Origin of the sequence: Anaeromicropila populeti (genome assembly GCF_900112775.1) — a bacterium.
Lineage (GTDB): Bacteria > Bacillota > Clostridia > Lachnospirales > Lachnospiraceae > Anaeromicropila_A > Anaeromicropila_A populeti.
On sequence record NZ_FOYZ01000008.1, the window covers coordinates 102,328 to 115,572 of the forward strand.

Annotated in this window: 18 protein-coding genes; 1 reads left to right on the top strand and 17 read right to left on the bottom strand. The window is 38.8% G+C overall.

The window, feature by feature from the left end; all coding sequences use genetic code 11:
- Window positions 1–22 precede the first annotated feature (22 nt).
- The 12 genes from BM305_RS11225 to BM305_RS11280 form a co-directional block, all read right to left on the bottom strand.
- Window positions 23–340, bottom strand: a complete 318-nt coding sequence (locus BM305_RS11225) for a BMC domain-containing protein (RefSeq protein ID WP_092560836.1) — start codon at window positions 338–340, stop codon at window positions 23–25.
- A 24-nt stretch (window positions 341–364) separates the two neighbouring features.
- Entirely contained in the window at window positions 365–649 is a 285-nt protein-coding gene (locus BM305_RS11230; protein ID WP_092560838.1) for a BMC domain-containing protein, read from the bottom strand.
- Window positions 650–676: 27 nt separating this feature from the next.
- Window positions 677–979, bottom strand: a complete 303-nt coding sequence (locus BM305_RS11235; RefSeq protein WP_092560840.1) for a BMC domain-containing protein — start codon at window positions 977–979, stop codon at window positions 677–679.
- A 23-nt stretch (window positions 980–1,002) separates the two neighbouring features.
- On the bottom strand, window positions 1,003–1,287 hold the full coding sequence (locus tag BM305_RS11240) for a BMC domain-containing protein (RefSeq protein ID WP_092560842.1): 285 nt from the start codon (window positions 1,285–1,287) through the stop codon (window positions 1,003–1,005).
- A 12-nt stretch (window positions 1,288–1,299) separates the two neighbouring features.
- Window positions 1,300–2,763: an aldehyde dehydrogenase family protein gene (locus tag BM305_RS11245; RefSeq protein WP_242940520.1), complete on the bottom strand. Its 1,464-nt coding sequence runs from the start codon at window positions 2,761–2,763 to the stop codon at window positions 1,300–1,302.
- Window positions 2,763–3,548: a class II aldolase/adducin family protein gene (locus BM305_RS11250; RefSeq protein WP_092560844.1), complete on the bottom strand. Its 786-nt coding sequence runs from the start codon at window positions 3,546–3,548 to the stop codon at window positions 2,763–2,765. Before BM305_RS11250 ends, BM305_RS11245 begins: the two co-directional genes overlap by 1 nt.
- The gene (locus BM305_RS11255) at window positions 3,530–4,399 is read right to left on the bottom strand and encodes a beta-keto acid cleavage family enzyme (protein ID WP_092560846.1); all 870 of its coding nucleotides are present in this window, start codon (window positions 4,397–4,399) and stop codon (window positions 3,530–3,532) included. The genes BM305_RS11250 and BM305_RS11255 overlap by 19 nt, the downstream gene beginning before the upstream one ends.
- 19 nt (window positions 4,400–4,418) lie before the next feature.
- The gene (locus tag BM305_RS11260) at window positions 4,419–5,126 is read right to left on the bottom strand and encodes a FadR/GntR family transcriptional regulator (RefSeq protein WP_177214695.1); all 708 of its coding nucleotides are present in this window, start codon (window positions 5,124–5,126) and stop codon (window positions 4,419–4,421) included.
- A gap of 95 nt (window positions 5,127–5,221) precedes the next feature.
- Window positions 5,222–6,499 (bottom strand): TRAP transporter large permease, encoded by a 1,278-nt coding sequence (locus tag BM305_RS11265; RefSeq protein ID WP_092560850.1) that lies wholly within the window; start codon window positions 6,497–6,499, stop codon window positions 5,222–5,224.
- Window positions 6,496–6,990 (bottom strand): TRAP transporter small permease, encoded by a 495-nt coding sequence (locus BM305_RS11270; RefSeq protein ID WP_092560853.1) that lies wholly within the window; start codon window positions 6,988–6,990, stop codon window positions 6,496–6,498. Before BM305_RS11270 ends, BM305_RS11265 begins: the two co-directional genes overlap by 4 nt.
- Window positions 6,991–7,069: 79 nt before the next feature.
- On the bottom strand, window positions 7,070–8,116 hold the full coding sequence (locus BM305_RS11275; RefSeq protein ID WP_092560855.1) for a TRAP transporter substrate-binding protein: 1,047 nt from the start codon (window positions 8,114–8,116) through the stop codon (window positions 7,070–7,072).
- A 58-nt stretch (window positions 8,117–8,174) separates the two neighbouring features.
- Window positions 8,175–8,852, bottom strand: coding sequence for an aspartate/glutamate racemase family protein (locus tag BM305_RS11280; protein WP_092560857.1), 678 nt, complete (start codon window positions 8,850–8,852; stop codon window positions 8,175–8,177).
- 302 nt (window positions 8,853–9,154) lie between these two features.
- Here BM305_RS11280 and BM305_RS11285 point away from each other — a divergent pair, with 302 nt between their 5' ends.
- Entirely contained in the window at window positions 9,155–9,448 is a 294-nt protein-coding gene (locus BM305_RS11285; protein ID WP_092560859.1) for a hypothetical protein, read from the top strand.
- A gap of 209 nt (window positions 9,449–9,657) precedes the next feature.
- On the opposite strand, the gene BM305_RS11290 is transcribed toward BM305_RS11285, so the two are convergent.
- From BM305_RS11290 to BM305_RS11310, 5 genes are all read right to left on the bottom strand, one after another.
- Window positions 9,658–9,858, bottom strand: coding sequence for a hypothetical protein (locus BM305_RS11290; RefSeq protein ID WP_092560861.1), 201 nt, complete (start codon window positions 9,856–9,858; stop codon window positions 9,658–9,660).
- A complete protein-coding gene (locus tag BM305_RS11295) occupies window positions 9,843–10,112 on the bottom strand; it encodes an HNH endonuclease signature motif containing protein (RefSeq protein WP_092560863.1) in 270 nt (89 codons plus the stop codon). The genes BM305_RS11290 and BM305_RS11295 overlap by 16 nt, the downstream gene beginning before the upstream one ends.
- Window positions 10,096–11,115: an AAA family ATPase gene (locus BM305_RS11300; protein ID WP_092560865.1), complete on the bottom strand. Its 1,020-nt coding sequence runs from the start codon at window positions 11,113–11,115 to the stop codon at window positions 10,096–10,098. The genes BM305_RS11295 and BM305_RS11300 overlap by 17 nt, the downstream gene beginning before the upstream one ends.
- A gap of 295 nt (window positions 11,116–11,410) precedes the next feature.
- Window positions 11,411–12,841, bottom strand: coding sequence for a four-carbon acid sugar kinase family protein (locus BM305_RS11305; protein ID WP_092560867.1), 1,431 nt, complete (start codon window positions 12,839–12,841; stop codon window positions 11,411–11,413).
- Window positions 12,842–12,856: 15 nt separating this feature from the next.
- The gene (locus tag BM305_RS11310; protein WP_092560869.1) at window positions 12,857–13,210 is read right to left on the bottom strand and encodes a cupin domain-containing protein; all 354 of its coding nucleotides are present in this window, start codon (window positions 13,208–13,210) and stop codon (window positions 12,857–12,859) included.
- Window positions 13,211–13,245 lie beyond the last annotated feature (35 nt).

The window sequence follows — 13,245 nt, forward strand, 5'->3', positions numbered from 1 at the left end:
CTCCGCTTATCAGTGCCTCCAATTAAATTTTTGGCATACACTCTCCCACACTTCCATGAGGCCGTGGTATGACATGTACACTTACTACCTGTCCAATTCGGGAGGCTGCTTCACTGCCTGCTTCTGTTGCTGCCTTTACAGCTCCTACATCCCCCTGTACAAATATGGTTACAAGACCTGCTCCGATTTTTTCCTGTCCCACCAATGAAACGTCGGCTGCCTTAAGCATAGCATCGGCTGCCTCATAACTGGCAGTTAAACCATAGGTTTCTACCATACCAAGTGCCTGCAATTTAATCGGTTTTGCTGGTTCTAGTTCTTTTTTTTCACTTGCTGCCATTTTCTTCACTCCTTTTGCTGGTTTTTATTTTCCCGCTGCTCCCTTTTTAGGCAAGATACCTACAATATCTGCATGGGGACGAGGTATTACATGTACACAAACCAGTTCTCCAATTCGGGATGCTGCTTCTGCGCCTGCCTCTGTTGCTGCCTTTACAGCTCCCACTTCCCCCGTTACAACTACCGTTGTAAGTCCTGCTCCAATGGTATCGGAACCAACAAACTCAACGTCTGCCGACTTCAGCATAGCATCTGTTGCTTCAATATTTCCTACTAATCCTTTTGTTTCAATGAATCCTATCGCTTTCATCCTGCTACCTCCATCTTTTGCCTGTTCCTAACCTAACTTTGGCATACACTCTCCCACACTTCCATGGGGACGTGGTATTACATGTACACTTACTACCTGTCCAATTCGGGAAGCTGCTTCACTTCCAGCCTCTGTAGCTGCCTTTACAGCTCCTACATCCCCTTCTACAAAAACCGTAACTAGCCCTGCTCCAATTCTTTCCTGTCCAACTAATGATACATCTGCTGCTTTAAGCATAGCGTCTGCTGCTTCATAACTAGCTGTTAACCCGTAGGTTTCCACCATTCCAAGTGCCTGTAATTTTCTGGATTCTATTTTAACATCTGACATATGTGATGTCTCCTTTCTTCTACTTACGCTGCTGGTCCTTTTGGCGGCATAATTTTTTCTAAATCTGGGTGGGGACGTGGTATCACATGAACTCCAACAAGCTCACCTACCCGTGATGCTGCTTCTGCTCCCGCCTCTGTTGCTGCCTTTACAGCTCCTACTTCACCTGTTACAACAACGCATACAAGCCCTGCTCCAATGGTCTGTGACCCTACAAATTCCACATCTGCTGCCTTCAGCATAGCATCTGTTGCCTCTATGTTTCCTACTAAACCGTTTGTTTCAATGAATCCAATTGCTTTCAGCATATTTTTTTCCTCCTAGATAATGCGCAGTCCGCCTTCTGCCAACATGCAACGTCGGCGGCGGCAAAAACTCTTTGCATTGGTAATCCCTTCTCCTGTTGGACCTGCAATTGTCATAGTACAGTGGCCTTCTCCACCAATTCCAACCCCAGCCTTGGTACAGCTGTTTTTCACATATATTGTGGTTTCAATTAATCTTGCAAAACGTGTCATATGATCCACATCTTTACTGAATATAGAAGAGGTATGTCTGTTTCCTTGTTCAGCTATTACCGCCTTTTCCATTGCTTCTTCAAATGTACTGCACCTTACAATAGGAAGAACAGGCATCATCTGCTCCACTAAGACAAATGGGTGATCGGCTGGTACTTCACATACAGCAAGGCGACAGCTATCTTCCACTTGAACACCTATCTGCGCTAAAATAAGTGCTGCATTCTTACCGACCCACTTTTTGTTCACCTCATAACCAGACTGGTTTTTATTTGGCTCCAGACAAATTTTAACAAGTGCTTCTACTTGGGAATTATTTAATAAATATGCACCCTGTTTTTGTATGTTGTGGATAAAACCCTCATAATTTGGGCTGACTACAAACACTTCTTTCTCTGCAAAACAAAGAATATTATTATCAAAGGACGCACCTTCATATATTTTTCTTGCAGCAAGCTCCACATCTGCCGTTTCATCTACAATAACAGGGGGATTTCCTGCACCGGCGCCAATACATTTTTTCCCGCTCCGAAGCAGCGCGTTTACCATTCCCATACCTCCTGTACCTGTCATAAGACGAACCTTTGGATTAGAGGTAAGCATATCAACCGTATCCATCGTAGGTTCACGAAGCATGGTAATCAAATTGGCTGGTCCTCCTGCATCTACAATTGCTTTATGCAGTGCTTGTAAACACTCAGCGCAAACCCTTTTTGCTCTAGGGTGAACATTAAATACAATGGAGTTACCGCCAGAAATCATACTAATTGTATTATGAATCATGGTTTCTGTTGGGTTCGTAGTAGGAGTAATCGATCCGATTACTCCAAAGGGCGCGTATTCTTCAATCATTAATCCTGCATCTCCACTGATTGCCTCTGTAGTAAGACATTCTGGTCCTGGTGTTTTATTAATAACCGCCAGATGTTTTTCCACCTTATCCTCATAACGCCCCATCTGTGTTTCTTCCACAATCAGATGGCTCCATTCTTCAACATGATCTCTTCCACACCTTCTGATTGCTTCTACAATTCTATGTCTGTCTTCCACCTTATAATTTGTTACCCAGTCCCTTTGTGCTTTCCATGCAGCCTCTACGGCTTCTTCTACACGTTCAAACACGCCATTGTCCCCTGTATATTTTGGACTCTTTATTGCTGGTATGTCAGGTGTTACATTTGTGGCTGGATTGATACCAGCAATTACTTTTCTTACAATTGCCTCGATCTCCTGTGAACTGATATCCATCGTATCCTGTCCTTTCACTATTTATTCATCTGCATCATTACTCTTTTCACAACTTCTTGCATTACCATATCCTTTACTGGCAATGGTATCTCGATATTCTGATTTTCAACTATAGGAACCTCTATACTTTTGCTTTGTGGATGTATTACCTGTGTAACACCTTTTAAATGATGTTCCACTGGTAAAACGTTATTTTCACAAGTTGGGAATACTCTATTCTCTAATTCAGATGCTACCTTGGCATAGTATTCTGCTGCTTCTACCCGGTAAAATGCCTCCATTACCGATGTTCCCCAAAACATACATCCATCATTTTGCAAAAGCACGCCATTGTCCGCTTTGCAAAGCAGCGCCACTTTTTGTGCTATGCTGTCCCCATTCATTTCCTGAATATTCTGCGCACTTCCCAGCGCTCTGACAGCAGGTGAAAATCCTGCTTTTTCTATACTTTTACCACAAATAGCCATGACATTTACCATAGGTGGATATGCATGGATTATCCCCTGTACTTTATCATTTTCTCCATATACCTTTAAATGAACTGGCAAGTCTTCAGGCAGCTGGCGCTGATTCGCTCCCATCATCTGCTTTCCATTTAAATCAATGCGAACCATCATATCTTGGGCAAGTCTGCATTTGTCAGCACCTGCCACCGTAATCCAGACTGCATTTGGGCCAACTCGTACACTTAGGCTTCCGTCTCCGCCAATTGCATACCCTTTTTCATTTAGCCGTTTGGAAGCTTCAATGATTGCTTTCTTTGCTTCAAAATCAGAAGAATATTTTACTCCTTGTATAACCATGTCTGCCTCCCTCCTGCTCTGGTTTTTTCATTCAGTGGCGGTATTTTTAACATAGCCCTGACTTCATCTGGTGTCATCGGCATCATGCCTTTTGATTTAATGATATCTGCTGCTTCTGAAATCAAAACTGCATTGTTATCTACCTTTACTCCAGGAGCAATTAAGTTTGAATCTTCAAATCCAATTCTAACACTTGCAGCTCCCATGTCCAGTGCTACCTTTACCATCTCCCAGTCCTGTCTGTGTGCTTGGGTATAGCCCCATAAGACATCACTTCTATTTGGGAAATTCTCATACACCCCATCAATCATATGCTTTAATGCTGGAACTGTTGCAGGCATCTCTCCACCATGACCAAACACAAGTGCAAAAAGAACTGGTCTTATAAAATGAAACTGGTCATCCAGTTCACGAACTGTATTAATCATACCTAATTCAAATACTTCAATCTCAGGTATTTTGTTGTTTTCCATTATTTTTTGCACACAATAGCGCACATCCTTAATCGGATTTTGATATACGGCATCTCCTAAATTCACAGAACCAACATTTAGGCTGGTTGCTTCTACATAAGGTGAATAGCATGGCTGGCAGCGTTCCTCAATGGTCAGGTTTGAAACACCCCCTGTAGATATTTCAATCACAATATCACAGCCTTCCCGGATATAAGCTATTGTTTCCTCTAACAAACTCATATCCGCTGTTAGTTTTCCATTTAAATCCCGCACATGAAGATGAACCATAGAAGCCCCCCGCTTATAGCACTCTATTACATCTTTTGCAATTGCCTTCGGGTTAATAAGAATATCCGTTGCCGCTACTGGTGCTACAGAAATCATAATCTTTCTCATTTTAGAATACTCCTATCTGTTATTTCCAGTACACATAGTGATCCAAAACTGTCTGCACAATTTTTTCCTTCTGACGATTTTCAACTACCTCAAGCATTTGCTTATGTAGATTGATAAAATTTTCCTTATCACCTTGTTTTAATACTTCACAAACAGTCTGCTTTCTGGAAGGTATTGTAAGTCTTGTTATATACTCTGTTATTGTTACAAGCTGCGGATTATGAGCCTTGGATGCAATTAATTCATGAAATTGCTTGTCTAAATCCATAATAGTATCAACAGATGGGTTTTCTTTATAGATTTCCTCTTCCATTTTAACTAAAATCTGCCTAAGCACAGGAAATTTTTCTCCTGGTTCCATTTCTTCAATAATTACATTCAATGTTCCAATATCAATCACAGAACGAAGCTCAACAAAATCCCTCCAGCTGTTTTTTTGTAGGATAATACTATAAAGCATTGGATCTAATAATTTTCTATTATAAGTTTCACTAACAAAAGTGCCATCTGCCCTTCTGATATATACAACACCATTTGCTTCTAATTTTTTAACTGCCTCTCTTACTGAGTTGCGCCCAGCACTAAACTGCTTGCACAACTCCATTTCTGTAGGGAGCTGATCACCTGGTTTTAATCTTCCTTCTATAATATCAGAGATAATGCCATCCATTACTCTGTCAACAACTGATTGCTTTGGTTTCATTTCCTTGTCCATATCTTCAGACATATTTATTTTCCCCCTTGTCCAATTTACTTTTATAGTATAATGCATCATTATACTATAAAAGTATTTATAATTATACCAGATTTAAATATCTGTGACTATCCCATCAGGGCAGTGGGAATCGTAATTAATTGAGGGAATGCAATCAGCAGAATGATGCATGCCAGCGTTGCTGCCAGGTATGGAATAAGCGTTGGAAACACCTCTCCGACTTTTACCTCCATTAAGTCACAGGCAACATAGATGCACATACCTACAGGAGGCGTTACAAGTCCTACTCCAATGACTACTGTAATTAATACACTCATTACAATTGGATTAATTCCTACACTCATTGCAATTGGAAACAGAATTGGCATAAAGAGCGTCAGTGTTGCAATAGATTCCATAAACATTGTTACAATAAAGAATAGTAATAAAATGATAATCAATATTACAGTAGGATTCGTGGAAATTCCCATCATCTTTGAAGCAATCCATTTATCAAAACCAGCTGTTGTAAGCATAATTGTATATAGTTTTGCTGTTCCAATTACTACGAAAATCTTCCCGCTTGTACGAACTGTCTCACAAATCGCAAATTTAATATCGCTGAACGTCAATTCACGATAAATAATACCTCCTGCTATCAGTCCATATACTACAGCAATAATACCAGCCTCTGTAGGACTTACAATTCCTGTTGTAATGGTTCCTACTATAATAATAGGCATTAATAGTGCTGGCCAGCTCTCTTTTAAACCAATTAGAACAGGTTTGATAGAAAAATGTCCTGGCTCCTTAGGAACTCCTTCTTTTTTTGCCAAAAAGTAAGAGATAATCATTTGTGCCACACCAAGCAAAATTCCCGGAATAATTCCTCCTAAAAACAACTTACCAGTAGAAATGCCACAGATTCCTGCTATTACTACCATCGGAATAGAAGGGGGAATTACAATACCAATTGTTGAGGAAATAGCGGTTACAGCTACTGTCAACTTTTTTGAGTATCCTTTTCTAACCATCTCTGGCATAAACATACCAGAAACTCCTGCTGTATCTGCTACCGCAGAACCTGAAATACCAGCAAAAATCATGGAAGAAAGCACGTTTACATGAGCTAGACCACCATATATATGACCAACAATGGAATAACAAAAATCCATAATTCTTTTGGAAATACCACCCTTACTCATAGTGAATCCAGCAAACGTATAAAGTGGAATGGCAAGTAATGTAAAACTATTCATTCCTTCAAACATACGTTGTGCAATCGTTACTGTATTTCCTCCATCTAAGAAATAAATGCCTCCAATTGCTGACAGACCTAACGCCATTGCAATTGGAACACCAAGGAAAAGCAGAACGAAGAATGAAATTAATAACCAAGCAATCATGCACTTTTCCCTCCTTCTGTTTTTTCTGTTATAATTATCAGCATATCTAGTAGTGCAGCCACCGCACATATGACACAGGCAACAGGCATCATCATATAAACCTGACCCATTTTAAAGCTTGGCATAGTTGATACCACCTGCTTTGCTCTTGTAGCTAATTGATATCCTGCATAGGCCGCAATACAGTAAAATGTAATAATTGCAATCCCATGTATTGCCTTTACTATTTTTTTAGCAATTGGAGATTTGGAAACAATAGCATCCATTACTTCAACACGTAAATGAGAACCTCTCACTGTAATTTGTGCACCAATAATTAACATTGCCCATACATTCAGATACTGACTGGATTCCATGTACCATTTAAAACCTCCAACTCCAGGTATATACCGTAATATAACATTGCATAACAGAATAATCATCATGGCTCCACACATGGCAGCCGATATAATTGTTGAGATCCGGTCAATCCAATCTCTAAGCTTGCGCATATCCTATACCCCTTTCTGCAAAACCTCTCCAGCTTATGATAGGGGAAAGGCGTTATGCTTTCCCCTTAGAAATGATGTCTTATTTCTCATACTCCGTTTTCCATTGTGCCAGTTTGTCCAACAAATCTCCATAAGTGTCTGCATTGTCTGTTAAAACAGAAGCGGTTGTTTCTGCAAAAGGAGTTAAATCTGGATTATTGATTTGCATGCCATTTTCCTCTAATTTGGAAACTAGTTCCTCTGTCTGCTGTTTATTTAACTCACGATCCTTCTCCGCAGATGCAGTAGCTGCTGCCTGCACAATTTCCTGTTCTGCTGTACTGAGCTTTTTCCATGAGCTTTCTGCAATGGTAAAGCACATTCCAGAATAAATATGATTTGTTACAGATAAATATTTTTGAACTTCAAACAAGTTGTTATTATAAATAACAGGAATCGGATTCTCCTGTGCATCGTAGGTACCTTGCTGTAAAGCCTGATATAATTCACTAAAGGATAATGGCTGTGGATTTGCACCAAGTGCTGACATAGTTGCCATGATAACAGGATTTTCTGGTGTACGGATCAGTAAACCTTTCATATCCTCTGGAGTTTCAACGGCACCCTTGCTGCTTGTTACACAACGAAAACCATTACAATAATGAGCTAATACACGCATATTTTGTTCAATCAAGCCACTTTCTGCTTCTGCCTCGATTTCACTATCCATAAATGCCCATGCTTCATCAAAATCGTTGAACTGGAATGGTAATGCCGAAATACCCATCTTTGGTTCATAAGTAGCAAAATTTGAAGCATCTGTAATAATAATATCAACAGTTCCAGAATCTAACGAAATAGAATTAATCAAGTCAGCATCTCCTCCTAGCTGTCCTGATGGATACAATTCAACTGTGACCTTTCCTCCTGTCTTTTCACTTACTTCATCTGCAAATGCTTTTGCTGCAATAGCACGAGGATCTTCTTCATTTGTAGAAAATCCCAGTTTTAATGTTACCTCTGGCATATCTACGGAAGCTTCTGATGCTGAAGGATTTTCCTTACTGCTTTCTTTGTTACTTCCACAAGCAAATAAACTCAAACTCATTACCGCTATTAATGCTACTGATATCATTTTTTTTCTCATGTCTACCTCTCCTTATGCGTTTTTTATACTTAACCATTCCCCATACAAATGGCAAGGTTCAAAATGAAATAGTTCCCTTTTTTATCAGTGCCTTTTTCAATTCTGCTGCACCAAATCGTGGACTAGATAAAACAACCTTATTGTACCTGTCAGCAATATATTCTTCACAATATGCCATACTTCCTTGTGCAAAAACAATTACATCAACCTTATCTGCAATCTCTCCTGCACTACGCTCCATACGTGCTTTAAATTCATCTTGATTTAATCCAAAAGCACCTTCCACCAGGCAGTCAGTCAGTTCTATTTTTTTACCACATTGACGGCTCATCCTCTTAATTGTATTTTTTGTCGGTTCCAGTGTCGTAGGCAATGTTGCCATAACACCGATACGCACGCCCTTTCTTACTGCTTCGCGGCACATTTCTTCATCCACCCGGACAATTGGAACTCCAATATAATCTGCTACATTCTGGACACTATCTGCTGCCTCTCCAACAGAAGAACAAAGATTCAGTATCGCATCACACCCTTCTACCACAGCATTCATAAACATGCTAATCAATTTTGCTGCCGCACTTTTAGTAACATATCCTGCTTCCCTTGTTTCTGACAAAACAGATGCGTCCTGCAAGCTGTACAATTCCACGTCCTCACCCAGCTGACTTTTCACTTCCCTTTCAACTAGTTCTATTAATTCTGGAGTTGTACTTGTATACACCAATCCTACCTTCATCCTTTTCACTCCTTATTCTGTGTACTTTATCTTGTTTTAAACGTCCCACATTTAACATCCCACCTTAAACATCCCATGTTCAACGTCCTATGTTTATTTTTGCACACTTTGCACAAATAGTAAATAGTAAAAATACATATAATTGTCTATTATTTTTTGTTAATAGTCCACAAAACGTAGGATGTTATACAATTTCTCTATTATTTTTTATGAAAATGATTTATACTAATACAATATTAACGACAATGTTAGAGTTTTGTCCATGAAACTTTAAGACCAGACACTTGAAAGGATGTTATGTTATGGCTGTAAGAAACTTTTGGAAAGAAGCTGCACGAAAATCATCAGGATATTATGAATCCCCAAAGGGAAAGATGCGGGAAGCCAGAAGAAAGGTAATCAGCGCCTGCCTCTGGCTTCTTGGTTCTGCCTTTGTCTTAATATTTTATGGAATTGCTATTAAAAATGGATCTATTGTCTTGGATCTATCCTCCATAGTTTTAGTTGTGATTGTAGGTGCTTTTTTTATTTATTCCATTGGACACTTTAAAAATATGATTCAAGAACTGAAAAATTTACCAAAAAGTAATAGATAGAAAGGGAGGCATCACAAAATAGATAAAATTTATCTATTTTGCGATGCCTCCAGAATGTGCACTCATGAGTAACGATTACTATTTAGTTCCTTATAAGTTTGGCGCATTTCTTAAAATTGGATTTGTATATGTATCAAAACACGCTTGCGAAGTGCCTTTAAAACCATCAATTAACGCCTTTCTTACAATAATTTCTCCGTCAAAAACCATCATCCAAACTGAAAAAAACCTATACAAGTCGCTGATATAACCATTTGCTTAAGCCACTTGTCATAGTTTCCAGTCTTCATATCATACCAGTCGTTTTTCGAATCAAGTGCCAAATTGTACGCTTCTAGCCTTTTCTCCCATCTCTTATCTTTTGTATTTCCTTTACTTCTACTTGGATTATTATCTAAAACCAAATCCATTTATCATGTTCTCCTTTTTTAACTTTTTCTTTTTTTCGAGCATTGCAGTATTTGCACCCAAAGAGCAAATTGTCCCAATCCGTCAGTGCTCCTCCACTATTTTTACTTTCTTTATGCTCAACCTCAGGAACGTGAATGATTGGAAATTCACAATATGAACAAAAGTAACCGATTGTACTTCCTAAAAAAGGTTCTGCATCATGATAATCTCCAATACTAGTATATGGAGATTTCCCTTTATTCACTGGTCTCATTATTATTCTCCATTTCGGCTAATTTTTCATAATACTTTTGCCTAATCAGTGCTAAGTAAGCTGGATTATCACTGTATTCAGCTGCTAAAATGTCAACCTTACTTTTTAATTCTTCTAATTTTTTTGGGTCAGTCGTTCGCTTTACAGCTGCAAAATAATCTTCTGCTGCCTTGTACATCCTTATTTTCTTTTCACTATATTGTGGTACCTGAACTCCCATAATATCCTCAGCTATATCCTCAATACTATTTCCAGCATATTCATCCTCAATGGTGTTTTCAAGAGATATTAATTCCCCTGGTTCTAATGATTGAATAATAAACGGGGAATGTGTAGCACATATAAATTGCACCTTGGGAAAAATGCCCTTTAAAATCCCTACAATCCGTCTTTGCCATGTTGGATGCAAGCTTAAGTCTATTTCATCAATTATTACTACACCTGGTGTTAATTCCAAAACATTCTCTTTAAGATATGGATTTAATATGCACATTCTTACCGCGATATCAAGTATAATTTTTATTACATTTCTATATCCATCGCTAAGGGATTCAAACTGCAAAACGGTTTTATCCTTCTTCATCAATGCAATATCCCCATCTTCTTCGCTTGCAATATTTCGAATTGTTTTTATATAATCAAACACTAATTGTGTTCCATGTTTCTTATCTAAACAGTTTTTATAACCATCCGTTCTATCTGGCAAAGATAAACTTCCAAAATTTCTATTTTCATTCCAAAGTCTAGATGATGACAAATATAAAACAACTGGAAAAACTAGTTCTTGATCTTCATTATTAGCCAGCTGAACAATGTCTTTCCATCTTTTTACATCTTTCTGCATAGGATTATTACTTCCAAATTTTGTCCTTCCTACTGCTTGTTCTACTACACACTTGAATTTGATGATACGTTTGTCCCATTGCATCTTCCATGCTACAGAACATGGATACTGTGGCACTGTATCAGATGTTAAATATATCTGCTTATTATCTATCCTCAATTATACTGGCTTTTGTTCACAAATATGATTCATACCGCAATCAAAATAGGGAGCTTTATTTAGCACCTCAACTTCATTTTATATGATTTAATATTATTTTATATTAATTGTCAACCCTGTTCATAAACTCCCTATTTTTATGTAACAGTTCTTCCTTATGGTTCAAGAGTCACAAAAAATTCACATCAAAAAAGGATGTTCTAAGCTTCAGCAGTACTTAAAACATCCAATATTTTTGCTAGTTACTGTACAAATCGTAACTTTCAATATTTCAACAAACGATACAAAACTATCTCTATACAAGCAAAGTTTCAACTACTTTGCGTAGTGTATCCACTTCTCCAACATTACCTGGGAAAATCACATATGGTGTACCAGGAAAAAGACTTTCCTCTCCCGTCTGCCATACTGGAATTCCAGGCTGTACTTGTCCTAATACCTTGGCACACCTTACCTTCAGTGCTTTCGTTCCAACATCACTGGACGTAATACCACCCTTTGCAACCACAAACGCTGGCGTCACTTTTAATCTTCCCACACAGCTTTGAACGGCATCACTAATACGCACAGAACGGAGCAGTGCTTCTTCTGGAGTATCCTCTTCAACTGTAAGAAGTGCTCTTTTGGTGAAAATACAAACTGATTTTCCTTGTGAAATCAACTCCTCTTCCCGTACCAGAATCCTTTCGACTTCCTTTTCCAATTCACCTGGTTCCAAAACCAGATCTGAATTCATCTCAATAAATTCTATCTTATCCAATTTTTTCAATTCCTCTAGCTGTGACGTAGTCTTTTTTGTATGACTGCCCACCACAATCACACCACCAGCCTGATTCCTTATTGTAACCATTTCCTCACGACATAATAAAGGTTTATCTGAAATATCCGCAATCGCCTTCACCAGCGCAGCTGCACAACGTATCATAAAATGACGCCCCTTTGCCATGGCGCGGTACAACGCAGTGCAAAATACTTTTACATCATAATTATCAATTGCATTTACAATAATTTTCTTAAAGTCCCTTACTTCAAGCAGCTGCTTTTCAATTCCATCGAAATCCATTGCCCGAAGACTCTCTAAAGAAATACAAATGCAATCTTCTACTTTGTATTCTCCCCCTGTCTTTTCTTCCACATATTCACAAAGATTATTTGAATGATATCCAAAAGTCTCGTCTTTTGCAAATTCAGTCTGCCCCGCTGGCACCAGTTCCTCTCCATATTTTACATAATGAACATTCCCTGCCGTAAAGCGGCCTCCTTCTTTAAAATAAGGGCACAAAATCTCTCCGTCTACCCCCCATCCCTTTCTTTGGGCAATCACATCACGTATCAACTGGGTTTCCAATGGGTAATGTCCCCTGAGAGTAGAGTCCCCACGGCTGACAATCATATACTCCTGCTGAAATTCACCTGCTGTCTCATCAATAGTTTCTGCAATCTCTATGTGTGCCTTAGTTGTCTGTTCTACCGTAAAACCTCTGGAGTTAGTCAAAATAAAGAACATTTTACTCTTCTCCATAAATCCCTTTCTGATACTTTCTTTGCTCCAGTCTGTGTATACAGAAATATCATGTATTGTTTGAACTCCTGTTGGATCATCATCTAAAACAATAATCTTTTTCTTACTTTTCTTTACCTCTTCTGCCAGTGCTGTATCCACAACCACAGGATTCACTTCAGGAAACTGTTTCAAAATATCAGCACAAATCTTTTTTTCGTTCATTTTCTGCCTCCATCATTATTCATAAAGTACCTGTGCAATCAGCACTAACGGCTCCTCTCCATGGCATGCAATCTGATGTGTATCCTGAGGATAGGCAACAATAATGTCTCCAGCACTTAACAGTTGTGCCTCCCCATTAATAATATGTGTTGCTTTACCCGAAATGATTACCATGCTTTCCATTTCATGTTCATGCTTATGTTTCCCAATACTGACTCCTGGCTGCAAAGTATGACGTACATATGCACGTCCCTTTCCCAGCATTTCCTCTGGTCCTTCCAAAAGTCTTTCCATCATCACAGTGCCTTCTCCGCCCATACAATGCTCAATAGGCGTTGGCACCAATTCTTTTGCTCTCCTATATAACATCCTACCTTTGACCTCCTAAATAGTCTACCTCTAGT

Coding starts and splice junctions, on each gene's coding strand:
- BM305_RS11225 (WP_092560836.1), bottom strand. CDS start 340: ATGGCAGCAAGTGAAAAAAAAGAACTAGAACCAGCAAAACCGATTAAA.
- BM305_RS11230 (WP_092560838.1), bottom strand. CDS start 649: ATGAAAGCGATAGGATTCATTGAAACAAAAGGATTAGTAGGAAATATT.
- BM305_RS11235 (WP_092560840.1), bottom strand. CDS start 979: ATGTCAGATGTTAAAATAGAATCCAGAAAATTACAGGCACTTGGAATG.
- BM305_RS11240 (WP_092560842.1), bottom strand. CDS start 1,287: ATGCTGAAAGCAATTGGATTCATTGAAACAAACGGTTTAGTAGGAAAC.
- BM305_RS11250 (WP_092560844.1), bottom strand. CDS start 3,548: ATGGTTATACAAGGAGTAAAATATTCTTCTGATTTTGAAGCAAAGAAA.
- BM305_RS11255 (WP_092560846.1), bottom strand. CDS start 4,399: ATGAGAAAGATTATGATTTCTGTAGCACCAGTAGCGGCAACGGATATT.
- BM305_RS11260 (WP_177214695.1), bottom strand. CDS start 5,126: ATGTCTGAAGATATGGACAAGGAAATGAAACCAAAGCAATCAGTTGTT.
- BM305_RS11265 (WP_092560850.1), bottom strand. CDS start 6,499: ATGATTGCTTGGTTATTAATTTCATTCTTCGTTCTGCTTTTCCTTGGT.
- BM305_RS11270 (WP_092560853.1), bottom strand. CDS start 6,990: ATGCGCAAGCTTAGAGATTGGATTGACCGGATCTCAACAATTATATCG.
- BM305_RS11275 (WP_092560855.1), bottom strand. CDS start 8,116: ATGAGAAAAAAAATGATATCAGTAGCATTAATAGCGGTAATGAGTTTG.
- BM305_RS11280 (WP_092560857.1), bottom strand. CDS start 8,852: ATGAAGGTAGGATTGGTGTATACAAGTACAACTCCAGAATTAATAGAA.
- BM305_RS11285 (WP_092560859.1), top strand. CDS start 9,155: ATGGCTGTAAGAAACTTTTGGAAAGAAGCTGCACGAAAATCATCAGGA.
- BM305_RS11290 (WP_092560861.1), bottom strand. CDS start 9,858: ATGGATTTGGTTTTAGATAATAATCCAAGTAGAAGTAAAGGAAATACA.
- BM305_RS11295 (WP_092560863.1), bottom strand. CDS start 10,112: ATGAGACCAGTGAATAAAGGGAAATCTCCATATACTAGTATTGGAGAT.
- BM305_RS11305 (WP_092560867.1), bottom strand. CDS start 12,841: ATGAACGAAAAAAAGATTTGTGCTGATATTTTGAAACAGTTTCCTGAA.
- BM305_RS11310 (WP_092560869.1), bottom strand. CDS start 13,210: ATGTTATATAGGAGAGCAAAAGAATTGGTGCCAACGCCTATTGAGCAT.